Source organism: Campylobacter sp. BCW_4319 (genome assembly GCF_001764435.1).
Classification (GTDB): Bacteria; Campylobacterota; Campylobacteria; order Campylobacterales; family Campylobacteraceae; genus Campylobacter_D; species Campylobacter_D jejuni.
In genome coordinates this window covers 229,726-244,709 of sequence record NZ_MKAQ01000017.1, presented here as the reverse complement: position 1 = coordinate 244,709, position 14,984 = coordinate 229,726, and the positions used below count along the sequence as shown (strand labels likewise).

Here is a 14,984-nt window from a genome sequence, read left to right as displayed (position 1 = left end):
GTCTTTATCACAAAAAAATTGTGATAAAGTTTTTTATTTTGTTTGTTTAAGATTTTTGACAATTTTATCTATTTTTTTACTTGCCTTTTGATAATCCCCATCTTTAAGTTCTTCTAGGGCATTAACAGCAAAAGAAAAATCTTCAACTTCATTAAGATAAGCCTCTATGGCTTCTTTTACTATGGTTGATTTTGGTTTAGAAAGATTTTTACTTAAATTATCCAAACGCTCCTTAAGCTCTAAAGGCATTCTAAAAGAATAAGTTTTTACATTGCGTTTCATTTTATCCTCCTTAAGAATATTTTTTGTAAAATTTTATAGCTTGTTTACAAGTTTTACAAGTAAATTTATGACCTTGTAATTCTATTTTTTGATGAATGCTATAAGGAACATCGTGAATTTTACCAGGACAATTACAGGTATAAAGATAAAATTGTGGATGCTCATTATCTTCATCTTCTGCTGCTTCAAAGCTAATATCGCCACCATCATCTGTAGACAAAGAAGAACTTCTCCATTTTTCAACTTTCATGTCTTCATATAGTATGTGTTCTAAAAGCCACTTTTTAGCCACTATATAAAGTTTTTCTTTAAGATCATTGGTTGATTTGATATCTTTGATTAAATTAATCATGGTTTGGATGATTTCTTTATGTATTTTTCGATGTTCTTCTAAATTTGGATAGCCTATTAGCTGCATGTATTTTTCTTCATCATTAAAGTGATCTTTCATATAATTAAAAAATTCAGCCAAAAGTTCTTTGACTTCATTTTTACTTACAGATCTATCTGATACAACTTCAACTTTTGCAGCAAGTTTAAAAAGCTTTTTATGCTGCTCATCAATTTTAGCATTGTGCACACTATAGCTGTTATCCCATTTTGGAAGCATTTTAACTCCTTAAGGAAAAATTTATTTGTATGAAAGGATTATAGATAAAAATAAATTAAATAAAAATGAAATTTTATTAAATAATTGATAAGAATTTTGATACAATGATATATATTTAAGAGATTTGAAGTTAGAAAGATTTAAATTATGGCTGCTAAAATTTTACTTTTAGAAGATGATTTGAGCTTGAGTGAGATCATTGAAGAGTTTTTAAACGATGAGGGATATGAAGTATTTTTATGCGATAATGCGCAAGAAGCTTTAGATATGGCTTATGAAAGATATTTTGATCTTTGGATTTTAGATGTAAAAGTTCCTTTAGGAGATGGATTTTCATTACTTAAAGAATTAAGAAAAAGCGGAAAGCAAACTCCAGCAATTTTCATGACTTCTTTAAACACAACAAACGATTTAAAACAAGGCTTTGACGCAGGTTGTGATGATTATATAAAAAAACCTTTTGAACTTGCCGAGTTATCTATCAGGGTTAAAGCTTTGCTTAAAAGAGCTTTTTCACATAAAAATGAAGATTTTGAAGATTTAGGAGATGGATTTAGATTTGAATTTACTACACAAATTCTTTACCATAATAATAAAGCCTTGACTTTACCGAGTAAAGAAATTAAGCTTTTGTCTTTATTACTTAAAAATAAAAACAACTTTTTAAGTACAGAGAGAATTTTTGAAGAACTCTGGGATTATGATGAGGAGCCTAGTGAGCTAAGTTTAAGGGCTTATGTGAAAAATTTACGTAAAATTTTAGGAAAAGAAAAAATTATAAATCAAAGAGGCAGGGGATATTGCTATGGCTAAAAAAGTCATTAGGCAAATTTTATTAATCTACCTAACAACTACAGGTATTTTTTTAACTATTTTTTTTGCATTATGGTATCAAAAATTATATGAAGAATTAGTTGTTTTAAAGGGTGCCACTTTGAGAGAAAATCATAGAAACATTGTTATAAGCATCTTAAATTCTCGTTTTACCCCTATAGATATAAGTGCAAAAAATATTGCTCAAAGCACAGCACTAAAATTTGCTATATTTGATGCTAAAAAGATTGTTTTTAGTAATATAGATTTTGATTTAAGAAAGGCAAAGATAGAGCTTAAAGGTAGAGGTATTTGTGATAATAAGGTTTTTTTCCTTGCTCCTATGAGTGCAGATCATTATTTTTTAAGACATGCTAGCAATGAAGAAGTAAATACTAACGATGGTTTGCAAATTTTAATACAGGGTGAAGATGTTGGCAAAGATCTTTTTTGGATTAGAACGAAAGTTTTTAGTTTTGCTATTATGGCTTTTTGCATATTGGGTTTAATATCTTATATTTTAGTAAAAATTGCTCTAAAGCCTTTGGAGGATAAAATCAGCACACTAAATCGTTTTATTAAAGATTCAACTCATGAACTCAATACCCCATTAAGTGTTATTTTGATGAGTATAGAACAACTTGAGCATCAAAATTTAGGAGATAATACTAAATTTACAAGGATTAAGCTTGCTGCAAAAAGTTTATCTCAAGTGTACTCTGATCTTGTTTTTTATAATTTCCCTAATACCTTAGAAACAGAAAAACAAAAATTTGATTTAAGAATACTACTTGAAGAAAGATTGGAATATTTTAAAGTATTTTTTGAGCAAAAAAAAATTACACTAAAGCTTGATTTAAATCAAGCAAATATTTTTGCTCCTAAAAGTCAAATTTCTAAATTGATTGATAATCTTATAAGCAATGCTATTAAATACAATAAAAAAGGTGGAGTAATTTCTATAATTTTAAAAACCAATTTTTTAAGTATTGCGGATACAGGTTGTGGAATTTCAAAGTCAAATTTAAATCATATTTTTGATAGATATACAAGATTTAATACCGATCAAGGAGGATTTGGTATAGGGCTTTCTTTGGTAAAAAAAGTTTGTGATGATAATGATATTAAGATTATTTGCGAATCTGTAGAAAATCAAGGGAGTGTTTTTAAATTAAATTGGTAATCAGCAAGGAAAATCCTTGCTGATAAGAGGTTAGAGCAGATATTACATCATTCCGCCCATGCCACCCATTCCTCCCATACCGCTCATATCTGGCATAGTAGGTTTATCTTCTTTAATTTCACTAATTGTTGCTTCTGTGGTTAAAAGCATACTAGCTACAGAAACTGCATTGAGTAAAGCTACTCTTTCTACTTTAACAGGATCGATAATTCCACTTTCAAGCATATTAACATATTCACCTTTTGCAGCATCAAATCCTGTGTTTTCATCTTTAGCATTTTCTACGCTATTTACAACCACACCTGCATCAAATCCTGCATTTTCAGCAATTTGTCTTAAAGGTGCTCTTAAAGCTCTTTCAACGATAGCTGCGCCAATTGCTTCATCACCCTGTAAATCAAGTTTGATTTTAGCTTTTGCTTTGATAAGCGCTGCACCACCACCGATTACTATACCTTCTTCAACTGCTGCTTTAGTAGCGCTTAAAGCATCGTCAACGCGATCTTTTTTCTCTTTCATTTCAGTTTCAGTTGCTGCACCTACTTTAATAACTGCAACACCACCACTTAATTTTGCAAGTCTTTCTTGTAATTTTTCTCTGTCATAATCTGAAGTTGTTTCAGCAATTTGTGCTTTGATTTGATTGACTCTCGCATCAATATTTGCTTTTTCGCCTGCACCATTTACTATGGTTGTATTGTCTTTATCGATGATTACACTAGAAGCTTGTCCAAGATCTTGTATAGTCGCACTTTCAAGAGTTCTTCCAAGTTCTTCAGAAATCACTTCTCCACCTGTTAAAATCGCTATATCTTCAAGCATAGCTTTTCTTCTATCGCCAAAACCTGGAGCTTTCACTGCTGAAATATTAAGAACACCGCGAAGTTTATTTACAACCAAAGTTGCAAGCGCTTCACCTTCAATATCTTCAGCGATAATTAAAAGTGGTTTGCCTGTTTTTTGAATTTGTTCTAAAACCGGTAATAAATCTTTTAAATTTGTAATTTTTTTATCAAAAAGCAGGATATAAGGGCTTGAAAGCTCTACTGTCATTTTTTCTGCATTAGTGATAAAATAAGGGCTTAAATAACCTCTGTCAAATTGCATACCTTCAACTACATTTAATTCATCATTGATTGATTTTGCCTCCTCAACAGTGATAACACCATCTTTGCCCACTTTTTCCATAGCATCAGCGATTAAATTTCCGATTTTTTCATCAGAGTTGGCTGAGATTGTAGCAACTTGTGCAATTTCTTTTTTATCTTTTACTTCGCGAGAAAGTTTTTTAAGTTCTGCTACTATAGCTTCGCAAGCTTTATCCATACCGCGTTTTACCTCGATAGGATTTGCACCTGCTGTGATATTTCTTAAACCTTCTTTGAAAATTGCATGAGCTAAAACCGTTGCAGTAGTTGTTCCATCGCCTGCTTGATCAGCTGTTTTACTCGCTACTTCTCTTACGAGTGAAGCACCCATATTTTCAAGACTATCTTTAAGCTCTACTTCTTTAGCAACACTTACGCCATCTTTAGTAATGCTTGGAGCACCAAAGCTTTTTTGGATTAAAACATTGCGTCCTCTTGGCCCCATAGTTACTTTTACCGCGTCATTAAGTTTTTTAACACCCTCATAAAGTTTATTTCTTGCTTCATCTGAAAAAATAATTTCTTTTGCCATTTTTTATCCTTATTTTATAAATTATTTTAAAATTCCTAAGATATCATCTAAATTTAAAACTAAATATTCATTATTATCAAGTTTAATTTCTGTTCCACCGTATTTAGCAAACACGATTTTATCACCATTTGCAATATCAGTGATTTCTTTACTTACTGCTACTACTTCACCCATTAAAGGCTTTTCTTTAGCATTATCTGGTATAATTATGCCTGAGGCTGTTGTTTTAGTTTCTTCTACGCGTTTGACTAGAACACGCTTTCCTAAAGGTTGAAAATTCATTTTTGTCCATCCTTAAAAATATTGATTTTAGCACTCTTTAATTTAGAGTGATAATATCATACTATAAAAAATGAATTTTGTCAATACTTTAAATTAAAATATTTATAAAAGTTTAGTTTTATAGACTAAAGTTATTTTATAAAATAAACTAAAGGATAAAAATGAAAAAGATTTTTTATGGAGTTATAGCTTTTGTTGTTGTGCTTTTGATTGCTATTTATACCATACTTTTCACAAGTTTTGGTAATAATATAGTGGCAAATATAGCGCAAAAAAAGATCAAAGAAAGTGCGGGATTAGATGTAAATATCACGCATTTTAATTTACATTTTTCAAGCCTTGAATTGCAAGCAAATATCGCAAATATGGCAGATTTTAATCTTCAGGGAGCTTTGAGTCCTTTTAAGCTTGGATTTGATCTTGACTATCTTATTTCTTTAAAGCAAAATTATGCTAAAAATTTAGGTTTAAATTTAAATCAAAACCTTTCTTTTGGCGGTAAAATTCAAGGCAAGGCAAGTGATTTTACTTTAGATGGAAGGGGTTATTTACTAGGTTCAAATGTACTTTTAAATGCGAGAATGTATAATTACAGCCCTGTCGCTTTAAATTTAGATGCACAAAATCTTAAGATAGAAGAAATACTTCATCTTTTATCTTATCCTAGTTATGCTAAAGGTTTTTTAAATGCTCAGGCAAAAATTTCAGCACAGAATTTAAAACCTGATGGAAATATTATCATAAAGCTTGATACAAGCTATATAAACTACGAGGCGATAAAAAAAGATTTTTCTTTAGACTTGCCTTTAAATTCTAATCCTAAAGCAGAAATTTTAGCTAATGTTAAAGAAGATAAGATTTATGCTGTAAGTAAAATTTACAATGATTATCTTAACTTACAAACCCAAAAAACTCTTTATGATATGAGTAAGAATATTTTAAGTACTGATTTTAATTTAAATATTCCTTCTCTTGCAAAGCTTGAAAAACTTACAAAAACTAGATTAAATGGTAGTTTGGGCGTGATAGGCGAAACAAGTGTTGTAAATAATGCCTTATCAAGTTTAAATGCTCAAGTTATCGGACTTGGTGGAGAGGTAAAGGCAAGTTTGAAAAATAATAAAATTTTTGCAGATATTAATGAAGCAAGTTTGGAAAAATTATTAGCTCTTGCAGGATATGGAGCTTTAGTTTCTGGAAATTTAAATGCTAAACTTTTAAATGCGGATTTGGATTTTTCTAATTTCGATCTTGAGGCAAAAATAAACAATGCAAAGATTAACACCAATGAGCTTAAAAAAATTGCTAAAATAGGACTTCCAAATACAATTTTTAGTCTTGATGCTAAAGCAAATGCAAAAAATAGTAATATTTCTTACAATGCTTTACTTGCTTCAAATTTACTTAATATCAAAAAACTTCAAGGAACTTATAATTTAAAAAATAGTGAGTTAAATACAGATTTAAATGCTTTTATTGATGATTTGTCTCAGTTTAGTGCTATAGCGGGACAAAAATTACAAGGTAAGGCAGATCTTAATGCAAAAGCTCATATTATAGGTACTCAAATACAAAATTTAAATGCAAATGCAAATTTGGCAGATGGCGTAATCAAAGCTGATTCAAATGGTAAAAAACTTGATTTGAACATTGATAAACTTGATTTATCTAAACTTTTTGTTATAGCAGGTATGCCAAATTATGCCAGTGGGGTTGTTAATGCAAAAGTTAATTTAGATAATATCGATTTTAACAACCTTAATGGTAAAGCAAATTTAGAGGCTAAAGGCATTTTAAATGCTGCAACTTTAAGTAAAATTTTAAATAAAAATTTTCCAAACAATATAAGTTATGATTTAAATACCAAAATTAATTTTAAAAACAATATCGCTCAATTTGATTCTGTTTTAAATTCATCTTTAGCTGATCTTACAAAACTACAAGGAAGTTTTGATATAAGCAAAATGCTTTTAAATTCGGATTTTAATCTAAAGATAAATGATTTTTCAAAACTAGGCTTTTTGTTGGATAGAAAACTTAAAGGTAAGGCAGAATTTAATGGAAAGGTAGGTTTTGATAAGAATTTAAATTTTGTTGTAAATAGTCCAAATTTATTTGAAGGGAGGCTTCAAAGCACACTTAAAGATAACCTTTTGCTTGCTGATTTAAATGGAGTGGATTTAAGTAGTCTAGCTCAAGGTTTAGATTTTATGGATGTTTATCAAGGTAAGACAGATGTGAAGGCAAATTACAATCTTTTAAGCGAAGAAGGAGAGGTTAATTTGGATATGAAAGAGGGTAAATTAAAACCAAATCTTATTACCAATGCTTTAAAAATTTTAACACTAAAAGATATTACCAATGATGTTTATCGCACTGCTAATGCTAAAGCTTTGATTAAAAAAGAAAATATCAAACTTGATCTTAATATGCAAGCAGATCGTTCTTATATTTTAGTACAATCAGGAGCTTTAAATTCTAAAAGCGGAGCTTTAAATTTGCCTTTTGATATTAAACTCGATAGAGCCAATTTTAAAGGAAGTATTACAGGAACTACGGAAAATCCTAAAGTGAATTTAAATGCAGGAAGTGTGTTAAATTCTATTAAAAATGTAGTAGGTGGCGGTGTGAGTGATGGTGCTAAAAGTACGGGCGATAAAGTTGATAAAGCGGTGAATAAATTATTAAATAAGATTTTTTAAGGTAAAAAATGTTTAATGGACTCATAAGAGAAATTGCTAAAGTTCAATCATATCAAAACAATACTTTAAGTTTAAAAGCCAAGTATCGTCCAAATCTTGGAGATAGCATAGCCGTAAATGGAGCTTGTTTAAGTGTAACAAAACTTTATGAAGGGGGTTTTGAAGTGGAGCTTTCTCGTGAAAGTCGCACTCATATAGCTATAGAAAATTTAAAAGATAAGGTTCATATAGAACCTGCTTTAAGATATGGCGATAGAATCGATGGGCATCTCATGCAAGGGCATATTGATTTTATCGGCACGCTTGAAAAGATTCAAAAAGATGAAAATGGAGTGGATTTTCATATATCTTTACCTAAAGAAGCTATGAAATTTATGGCAGAAAAAGGAAGTATAGCTGTTGATGGGGTAAGCCTTACTATCAATGAAATTTTAAAAAATGGCATTAGGCTTACTATTATTCCTATTACTTTTAAAGAAACGCTTTTTAAAGACTATCAAATAGGTAGAAAAATTAACTTAGAAAGTGATTTACTTGCTCGTTATATTTATGCACAATTGCAAGGTAAAAACAAAGGATTATCATGGGAAGAAGTGGAAAGAATTTCTTATCTCTATTAGTAAATGATAAAGTCGGTATTTTTTGTGCTTTTGATAAGGATTATAATGTTTTTAGAGCTAAGGTTTATAATGAGAATTTATTTTCTCATTTAGATTTTAAAGACATTGAAAAATGTGTTTTTATGGATCAAATTCACTCTCATAAAGTTATTATTTATGATGAAAATTTAAAAAATCTAAGTTGTGATGGGCTTATAAGCAAGGAAAAAAATATCGCTCTTTGCGTGTTAAGTGCGGATTGTTTGCCTTTGATTTTATATCATGAAAGTGGCATTATAGCAGCTTTGCATTCGGGTAGAAAAGGAAGTTTTGAAAATATTCTAAAAGAATGCGTTGATCAAATTGTTATGCAAAATCCACATTTAGATAAGAATAAATTTCATCTTTTTATCTTACCTGGAATTTGTGCTAAAAATTATGAAATAGATGGAGAAATTTTAGAATTTGCTAAAAAAGAATTTAGAGAATTTGTTCAAGACAATAAACTTGATTTAAAAGCTTTGGTAAAATTTCAAGCTCAAAATTTAGGCATTGGAGATATTAAAGATTGTGGAATTTGTAACTTTGATGATGAGAGTTTTTTTTCTTATCGTCGTGATAAAACGCCCAAGCGTTTTGTGAGCGTGGTTTATTTAAAGGATTAAAATGTATGAAAGAAAAGATTTAAGAGTGTTAAAAATCATTCAAAAAGCTAGAGAATTTGGCGATGGGGATTTGTTAAATGAAGCTTTGGTGAAACAATTAATTGATGCAGATTTTTGTGAAATTAATGAAAAAGAAAAAGAAGAGCTTGCAACTCTTCTAAATTCTTTAATCAATGCAAAAGATAAAGCGTTATTGAGTAATTAAAATTCTATATAATTTTCAAAATCCTCTTCTTTTGGAGGATTAGGTTGATTTGAGGCTAGGGCTTCTTTAACAACCTGCTCGTATCCAGCTATGATATGTTTAAAATTCTCTTTTGCTTTTCCACTAAGTTCTGATTTGGCGATTTTTACAACAGATGCAGGATTTATAGCTTTATTATTTAAATACACTCCAAAATGCAAATGAGGACCTGTGCTCATACCTGTTGAACCAACATATGCAATTACTTGTCCTTGATTTACCTTTTGTCCGTTTTTAATTTTTGCAAAACGACTAAGATGAGCATATAAAGTCATATAACCTGAGTCATGCTTGATTTGAATTACATTTCCATAACCACCTTTTGTGCCTATAAAGGTTACTACTCCTTTGCCAGCACTTTTTACAGGAGTTCCAGTAGGTGCAGCATAGTCTATACCAAGATGAGCACGATAGCGTTTTAATATAGGATGATATCTTGCTGTTGTAAAAGGAGAGGAAATTCTAGTGTAGTTCACAGGTTTTGTAAGTAAAAAAGATTCTAATTCTTTGCCATCGCGATCATAGAATATATCATTATAAGAAAAGACTTCTCTAGCGCTTTTATTGATTTCTACCATTGCCATTTTTATATTTATATCACCCCAAAGTTTACCCATGCGTCTTTTTTGTTCATAATATAGGGTTACTTCATCACCTTTTTGGATATTGCGAAAATTTATACTTCCTCGAAAAGCACGAACCATAGCACGAGCTAAAGTACTGCTACCACTTTCTTCATAGACATCTTGATAAGCAGAGCTTTTAATGGTTAAATGTAAAATTCTATCTTCTTTTTGATAAGATACAGGAGTAAAAGCAAGAGTGTATTGTCCATCTTTATCTTTATAGATATGAATTTGTAAATCATCACTAATTGGAATTAAAACTTGTTCTATGTTGTTGTTTTCATCTTTTAAAACTTGATATTTTATTTTATAGGCTATATCAGAAGCAAGTTCTTGATCTTCTCTATCAAGTCCATAATAAAGCGACATAGGTATGGAATTTCTTTGTAAGAATTTAAGCAAGGTATCTCCATTATCCCAAGTTAGCTCTTCAACACTTAAAGCTGCAAAACTTTGAACAACAAAAATAAATAAAAGCAATAATTTTTTCATGAGATAACCTTAATTTTTAAAAGAATTTTGAAATTTGAAAGCTATATTTTACTTTATTTTTCTTACAATTGCTTAACAAAAAAGGATTATAATTCTATAAATTTTTATTTAAGGAGCAAATTTGTTTAAAACTATAGTGTGTTTTTTAGCTTTAAACCTTAGCCTCTTTGCGGTTGGATTTGATTTAAAACCTATAAAAAGTGAACTTGTAAAAGTTGATGATATTTATGGTTATATTAAAGATAGTGATGATATAAAACTTTATTCAAGTGGCGTAGTAGTGCAACATTTTAGCAATTCGCAAAGTATCATCGCTAGAGCAAGTGTTATAGATAAAAAAAATGGTTTGGCAAAATTAGAATTTAGTGTTTTTTCAGCTCTTAAGCAAGATGCTTTGCCTTTACCAAATGTTTTACCTAAAGTAGGTGATGAGGTTGTTTTAAATTTTCTTTATGATAGAGGATTGGTAATTGCTCCTGATGAGCAAACTTATAATGAACTTGTTAGAGAATTTCCACAGATATATTTTACCCATATTGACATTTTTGGAGCACAATTAATTAGAACGGCCACTCTTTCTCCTAAGCGTTCAGATTTTAGGCAATTTTGTGATGATAATGCGGTTGGCATTTTGGTTGTGGCTTTGGAAAATCAAGCAGAAGTTGTGGATTGTCAAGATTTTAATAAGCTTTATGAAGTGCCTATAAGCAAGCCAACTAGCGTTCAGGTTCCTTTTTATTCTCGTATAGGTGGATATAAAAGTAATTTTTTTGATTTTAACTCTCAAGAAATAGGGAATTATTATAGATATTATGATGCTTTGATTAATCTTCCTAAGGTGCAATAAACATGAAAAAAGAATTTGAACAATATTTTAAACGATTTTTAGGAGAAGAAAACGCTTATTTTGATGAAATTCACAAAAGAGCTTATAGTTACGATGCGACAAAAAAACATTATTTACCCGATGGGGTTCTTTTTCCAAGAAATGAAGAAGATATTGCTCAAATTTTAAAATTTTGCAATGAAAATAATATCATAGTCATACCTCGAGGCTCAGGATCTGGTTTTACAGGAGGAGCTTTAGCTGTTAATGGCGGGGTGGTGCTTGCTTTTGAAAAGCATATGAATAAAATTTTAGAAATTGATCTTGAAAATTTAGTGGCTGTTGTGCAACCTGGGGTTATTAATATACATTTACAAAAAGAAGTGGCTAAATATGGACTTTTTTACCCACCTGACCCTGCTAGCATGGAGTATTCAAGCTTAGGGGGTAATGTAAGCGAAAATGCTGGGGGAATGAGAGCTGCAAAATATGGCATTACAAAAGATTATGTGATGGCTTTAAGGGCTGTTTTGCCTAGCGGAGAAATCATTCGTGCAGGGAAACGCACTATTAAAGATGTAGCAGGTTATAATTTGGCAGGAATTTTAATCGCTAGTGAAGGTTCTTTGGCAGTTTTAAGTGAGCTTACTTTAAAATTAATACCTTTGCCTAAATTTAAAAAAACTGCTTTTGCTATTTTTCCAAGTGTAAAAAGTGCTATGAATGCGGTTTACAAAAGTCTTGCTAGCGGTGTAAGTCCTGTATCTATGGAATTTTTAGACAATCTTAGCATTAGAGCGGTTGAGAGCAAATTTAATAAAGGTTTGCCTATAGAAGCTGGAGCTATTTTGATTGCTGATGTGGATGGTAATGTTAAAGAGGCTATTGATGAGGATTTAAGAAATTTAGAATATTATTTTTTAGAAGCTGGCGCTAGCGAATTTAAAATAGCAAAAGATGAACAAGAAACCGCAGATATTTGGTTTGCTAGAAGAAATTGTTCTCAAAGCATTGCCATGTATGGAACTTTAAAACTTAATGAAGATATTACAGTTCCGCGTTCTAAACTACCTACTTTGCTTGAAGGTATAGATGAGATTTCTAAAAAATATGGTTTTAAAATTCCTTGTTTTGGACATACAGGGGATGGAAATGTGCATACTAATGTTATGGTTCCTGATAAAAATGATAAAGAGCAGGTGAAAAAAGGCTATGAAGCTGTGGAAGAGATTTTTAAATTAACAGTGAAACTTGGAGGAACTTTAAGCGGAGAGCATGGTATCGGACTCTCTAAGGCACCTTTTATGAATTTAGCTTTTTCTGAAGCCGAAATGAATTTAATGAGAAATATTAAAAAAGCTTTTGATCCAAATAATATACTAAATCCTTTTAAAATGGGACTTTAGAAGGTGAAAAATTTTTTTACTATTTTACTAAATTTGCGTGATAAGGAAATTTTAAATTATGCAGCAGCGCTTAGTTTTTATACTGTATTATCTTTAATACCTATTTTATTTGTATGTTTTTCTGTTTTTACGCAAATTTCCAGTTTTAAAGCTTATTATGAAAAAGCAAAGCAAGTAATTTTTGCTTTTTTAATACCAACGCAACAAGATGTTGTTGCTACCTACATCGATACTTTTTTAAAAAATAGTGTAAATTTAGGTATTGTAGGTCTTATTGCTATGGCATTTACTTCTTTAGCTTTTTTTTCAGGCTATGATTTTGTAATCAATCGCATTACTAAAAATGAACCTAAAGGACTTTGGCAAAGTATTAGTTCTTATTGGACTCTTTTAACTCTTGTTCCTTTGGGGCTTGGGCTTAGTTTTTATATTTCAGGTTTTATCCAACAAACTTTAGATGATTATAAAATAGGGTTTAATTTTTTTGAAATTTTACCCTTTGTAATTATTTGGGGTTTATTTTTTATATCTTATTCAAGTTCTGTTCATAAGGGAACTCTTAAAAGTTTAGCTTTAGTATCTTTTGGAGCGGGTACTATTTGGTATATAGGAAAAAATTTATTTGTATATTACGTGGTATATAATAAAACATACGCTAGCGTTTATGGATCTTTTTCTACTATTTTATTCTTTTTTATTTGGATTTATATTTCTTGGATTATTTATCTTTTTGGGCTTAAACTCTATTATTTTCTAAATCACAATCATAATGAAGGGAATAAAATTCGCAAAAATACAAAGAAAAGCTAGATATTTAAATCGCACAGAGATTAAAGAAGCAATAAGATAACTTATAAAAATCCAAAATGGGATATGGATATTAGTTCCATAAATTTTAAATTTAAAAAATTCATCTAAGATAAAATTGAGCAAATCTCCATAGTTTATAAGATGCAAAAATAATACTAAAGGATAAAATATTACAAAAATTCCACTCAAAATAATACCTAAAATTTGTTGGTAGCTTATAAGTGGAAAAAAATAAAGCACAGGTAAAACCATAGCAAAAAAAGTCCAAATATTAAGCAAAATAATATTTATAAGATTATTAAATTTATTTGCAAAATGATGCATATATAAAAAAATATAAAAAACACCTAAAATAGAAAATAAAAATCCAATACTAAATAAAAGTCTAGGGTAAAGAGAAATGCACAATAAAATACTACAAAAAAGCGTAACGAAATTAATGATTTTTATATTTTTACACAATAGATAAAAAATCCAAAAAGCCATAATCAAGGAGCGCACAAAAGAAGGGACAAATCCTATTAAACAAGCATAAGCTAAAAGTAGTGCAAAAATTAAAATACTTAAATCTAAACGTAAATTTCTATAAGGAAAATATCTTTTTTGGAAAAAACTATAAATTGGAGCTAAAATAAAGAAAATTAAACTAAAAAGTAAGCCTATGTGATAACCGCTAATTGCTATAAGGTGTGCTATACCGTAGTAATTTACATCGTTTCTAAGCTCTAAAGATATGGGCAGTGCAAAAAATAAAGCACCATAAAATTCTTTAATCTTTTCATTTGTATGTTGATTTAAGAAGTAAGATATAATGGGATTGTATTCTTTTTCTTTTAATTTTTCAAAATCATAAGAAGGTGCGTAAAAACTTTTACTCAGATAGTCTTTAAAGTTAATATTATGGGTGATAATTCTAAGGCTTAAAAATTGATTCTTGCTTAAATTTAAATCCTTAAAACTTGTAGTATAAAAAGTGAAGTTTTCAGTTTGTAACTTTAAAACCCAGTATTTTTTATTTTTTTTATTATATTTTATATATTGGTGCGTTAATAGAGCGTTGTCTATAAGGTAATGTTTTTGGTTTTTAAAGTTTAAAAAATTATTATATTCTAAAAGGATATTAAAAATAAAAATAACAACAACAGAGAAAAATAAATAATGAAATTCTTTAAAAGAGTAAGAAAAAGAATTCCATAGAGACATTATTTTTTAGAAAATTTACTTAAATAAAGCCAAATTATTCCGGCTAAAAATAATAAAAATAAAGGAGCAGCATAAGGATATAAACTCAGTTTATCAAAAATTGCTTCAATAACATACCCAAAAGTATAAGCAGTAAAACCTAGAACAATAGCCCATGCCAAACTAGCTAGAGTATTGATAATAAAAAATTTAATAAAATTATATTTTGCCATACCTGCAGCTATGGGAATGAAAGTTTTTAAACCATAAATAAATTTTTGAGTTACAAGTAAAATAATTCCATGTTGTTTTGTTTTTATCATAGCAAGGGCTATCTTGCGTCGGTGTTTTTTAAAATAAGGCATAATGTCTTTTTTATAATATTTTCCAAGTATAAAAAGCAAAGTTGAACCTATGGTATTAGCAATAAAAGCAAGAGTAATGCAAAAACTAAGATCCATTTTTCCTTGAGAACTTAAAACTCCTGCAGCTAAAATTCCAACCATCCCGCCCCCTAAAGAGTAAAAGAATAAAACAATATAACCATATTTTATTAAAGTATCAATCATATCTTGCATAATA

16 protein-coding genes are annotated in these 14,984 nt (G+C 29.5%); 9 read left to right on the top strand and 7 right to left on the bottom strand.

Annotated elements, in window-relative coordinates:
- Positions 1–33 precede the first annotated feature (33 nt).
- Positions 34–282: a ribbon-helix-helix domain-containing protein gene (locus AJN56_RS07170; RefSeq protein ID WP_002853192.1), complete on the bottom strand. Its 249-nt coding sequence runs from the start codon at positions 280–282 to the stop codon at positions 34–36.
- Between the two features lie 10 nt (positions 283–292).
- Complete coding sequence (locus tag AJN56_RS07165; RefSeq protein WP_002855731.1) at positions 293–892, bottom strand: bacteriohemerythrin; 600 nt, start codon at positions 890–892, stop codon at positions 293–295.
- A gap of 147 nt (positions 893–1,039) precedes the next feature.
- On the opposite strand from AJN56_RS07165, the gene dccR reads away from it, so the two are divergent.
- Positions 1,040–1,705, top strand: coding sequence for a two-component system response regulator DccR (gene dccR / locus AJN56_RS07160; protein ID WP_002853205.1), 666 nt, complete (start codon positions 1,040–1,042; stop codon positions 1,703–1,705).
- On the top strand, positions 1,698–2,888 hold the full coding sequence (gene dccS / locus AJN56_RS07155) for a two-component system sensor histidine kinase DccS (protein WP_002868856.1): 1,191 nt from the start codon (positions 1,698–1,700) through the stop codon (positions 2,886–2,888). The genes dccR and dccS overlap by 8 nt, the downstream gene beginning before the upstream one ends.
- A 42-nt stretch (positions 2,889–2,930) precedes the next feature.
- On the opposite strand, the gene groL is transcribed toward dccS, so the two are convergent.
- Entirely contained in the window at positions 2,931–4,568 is a 1,638-nt protein-coding gene (gene groL / locus AJN56_RS07150) for a chaperonin GroEL (RefSeq protein ID WP_002858047.1), read from the bottom strand.
- 21 nt (positions 4,569–4,589) lie between these two features.
- Positions 4,590–4,850, bottom strand: coding sequence for a co-chaperone GroES (groES, locus tag AJN56_RS07145; protein ID WP_002825273.1), 261 nt, complete (start codon positions 4,848–4,850; stop codon positions 4,590–4,592).
- Positions 4,851–5,011: 161 nt separating this feature from the next.
- Between groES and AJN56_RS07140 the strand changes: the two genes are divergently transcribed.
- Genes AJN56_RS07140 through AJN56_RS07125 form a run of 4 tightly spaced genes read left to right on the top strand, consistent with a single transcriptional unit; the run spans position 5,012 to position 9,021 of the window.
- Positions 5,012–7,552 (top strand): hypothetical protein, encoded by a 2,541-nt coding sequence (locus AJN56_RS07140; RefSeq protein ID WP_002868857.1) that lies wholly within the window; start codon positions 5,012–5,014, stop codon positions 7,550–7,552.
- A gap of 8 nt (positions 7,553–7,560) precedes the next feature.
- Positions 7,561–8,172 carry a riboflavin synthase gene (locus AJN56_RS07135; RefSeq protein ID WP_070246491.1) on the top strand — a complete coding sequence of 204 codons (612 nt, stop codon included), beginning with the start codon at positions 7,561–7,563 and terminating at the stop codon, positions 8,170–8,172.
- Positions 8,136–8,816, top strand: coding sequence for a polyphenol oxidase family protein (locus AJN56_RS07130; protein ID WP_070246488.1), 681 nt, complete (start codon positions 8,136–8,138; stop codon positions 8,814–8,816). Before AJN56_RS07135 ends, AJN56_RS07130 begins: the two co-directional genes overlap by 37 nt.
- A gap of 1 nt (position 8,817) precedes the next feature.
- Positions 8,818–9,021: a hypothetical protein gene (locus tag AJN56_RS07125; RefSeq protein ID WP_002853612.1), complete on the top strand. Its 204-nt coding sequence runs from the start codon at positions 8,818–8,820 to the stop codon at positions 9,019–9,021.
- Here AJN56_RS07125 and AJN56_RS07120 read toward each other — a convergent pair.
- Complete coding sequence (locus AJN56_RS07120) at positions 9,018–10,178, bottom strand: M23 family metallopeptidase (RefSeq protein ID WP_002852845.1); 1,161 nt, start codon at positions 10,176–10,178, stop codon at positions 9,018–9,020. The two genes, AJN56_RS07125 and AJN56_RS07120, sit on opposite strands and share 4 nt — an antisense overlap.
- A gap of 121 nt (positions 10,179–10,299) precedes the next feature.
- Here AJN56_RS07120 and AJN56_RS07115 point away from each other — a divergent pair, with 121 nt between their 5' ends.
- The 3 genes from AJN56_RS07115 to AJN56_RS07105 are packed head-to-tail and all read left to right on the top strand — an operon-like array spanning position 10,300 to position 13,220.
- On the top strand, positions 10,300–11,025 hold the full coding sequence (locus AJN56_RS07115) for a plasminogen-binding N-terminal domain-containing protein (protein WP_002853792.1): 726 nt from the start codon (positions 10,300–10,302) through the stop codon (positions 11,023–11,025).
- Between the two features lie 2 nt (positions 11,026–11,027).
- The gene (locus tag AJN56_RS07110; protein ID WP_002855885.1) at positions 11,028–12,410 is read left to right on the top strand and encodes an FAD-linked oxidase C-terminal domain-containing protein; all 1,383 of its coding nucleotides are present in this window, start codon (positions 11,028–11,030) and stop codon (positions 12,408–12,410) included.
- A gap of 3 nt (positions 12,411–12,413) precedes the next feature.
- Positions 12,414–13,220, top strand: coding sequence for a YihY/virulence factor BrkB family protein (locus tag AJN56_RS07105; RefSeq protein WP_002852725.1), 807 nt, complete (start codon positions 12,414–12,416; stop codon positions 13,218–13,220).
- On the opposite strand, the gene AJN56_RS07100 is transcribed toward AJN56_RS07105, so the two are convergent.
- Together AJN56_RS07100 and AJN56_RS07095 are read right to left on the bottom strand one after the other, a co-directional pair.
- Positions 13,164–14,423, bottom strand: coding sequence for a ComEC/Rec2 family competence protein (locus AJN56_RS07100; RefSeq protein ID WP_002867371.1), 1,260 nt, complete (start codon positions 14,421–14,423; stop codon positions 13,164–13,166). The two genes, AJN56_RS07105 and AJN56_RS07100, sit on opposite strands and share 57 nt — an antisense overlap.
- Entirely contained in the window at positions 14,423–14,980 is a 558-nt protein-coding gene (locus tag AJN56_RS07095; protein WP_002868860.1) for a DedA family protein, read from the bottom strand. Before AJN56_RS07095 ends, AJN56_RS07100 begins: the two co-directional genes overlap by 1 nt.
- Positions 14,981–14,984: the final 4 nt, after the last annotated feature.

Coding starts and splice junctions, on each gene's coding strand:
- AJN56_RS07170 (WP_002853192.1), bottom strand. CDS start 282: ATGAAACGCAATGTAAAAACTTATTCTTTTAGAATGCCTTTAGAGCTT.
- AJN56_RS07165 (WP_002855731.1), bottom strand. CDS start 892: ATGCTTCCAAAATGGGATAACAGCTATAGTGTGCACAATGCTAAAATT.
- dccR (WP_002853205.1), top strand. CDS start 1,040: ATGGCTGCTAAAATTTTACTTTTAGAAGATGATTTGAGCTTGAGTGAG.
- dccS (WP_002868856.1), top strand. CDS start 1,698: ATGGCTAAAAAAGTCATTAGGCAAATTTTATTAATCTACCTAACAACT.
- groL (WP_002858047.1), bottom strand. CDS start 4,568: ATGGCAAAAGAAATTATTTTTTCAGATGAAGCAAGAAATAAACTTTAT.
- groES (WP_002825273.1), bottom strand. CDS start 4,850: ATGAATTTTCAACCTTTAGGAAAGCGTGTTCTAGTCAAACGCGTAGAA.
- AJN56_RS07140 (WP_002868857.1), top strand. CDS start 5,012: ATGAAAAAGATTTTTTATGGAGTTATAGCTTTTGTTGTTGTGCTTTTG.
- AJN56_RS07135 (WP_070246491.1), top strand. CDS start 7,561: ATGTTTAATGGACTCATAAGAGAAATTGCTAAAGTTCAATCATATCAA.
- AJN56_RS07130 (WP_070246488.1), top strand. CDS start 8,136: ATGGGAAGAAGTGGAAAGAATTTCTTATCTCTATTAGTAAATGATAAA.
- AJN56_RS07125 (WP_002853612.1), top strand. CDS start 8,818: ATGTATGAAAGAAAAGATTTAAGAGTGTTAAAAATCATTCAAAAAGCT.
- AJN56_RS07120 (WP_002852845.1), bottom strand. CDS start 10,178: ATGAAAAAATTATTGCTTTTATTTATTTTTGTTGTTCAAAGTTTTGCA.
- AJN56_RS07110 (WP_002855885.1), top strand. CDS start 11,028: ATGAAAAAAGAATTTGAACAATATTTTAAACGATTTTTAGGAGAAGAA.
- AJN56_RS07100 (WP_002867371.1), bottom strand. CDS start 14,423: ATGTCTCTATGGAATTCTTTTTCTTACTCTTTTAAAGAATTTCATTAT.
- AJN56_RS07095 (WP_002868860.1), bottom strand. CDS start 14,980: ATGCAAGATATGATTGATACTTTAATAAAATATGGTTATATTGTTTTA.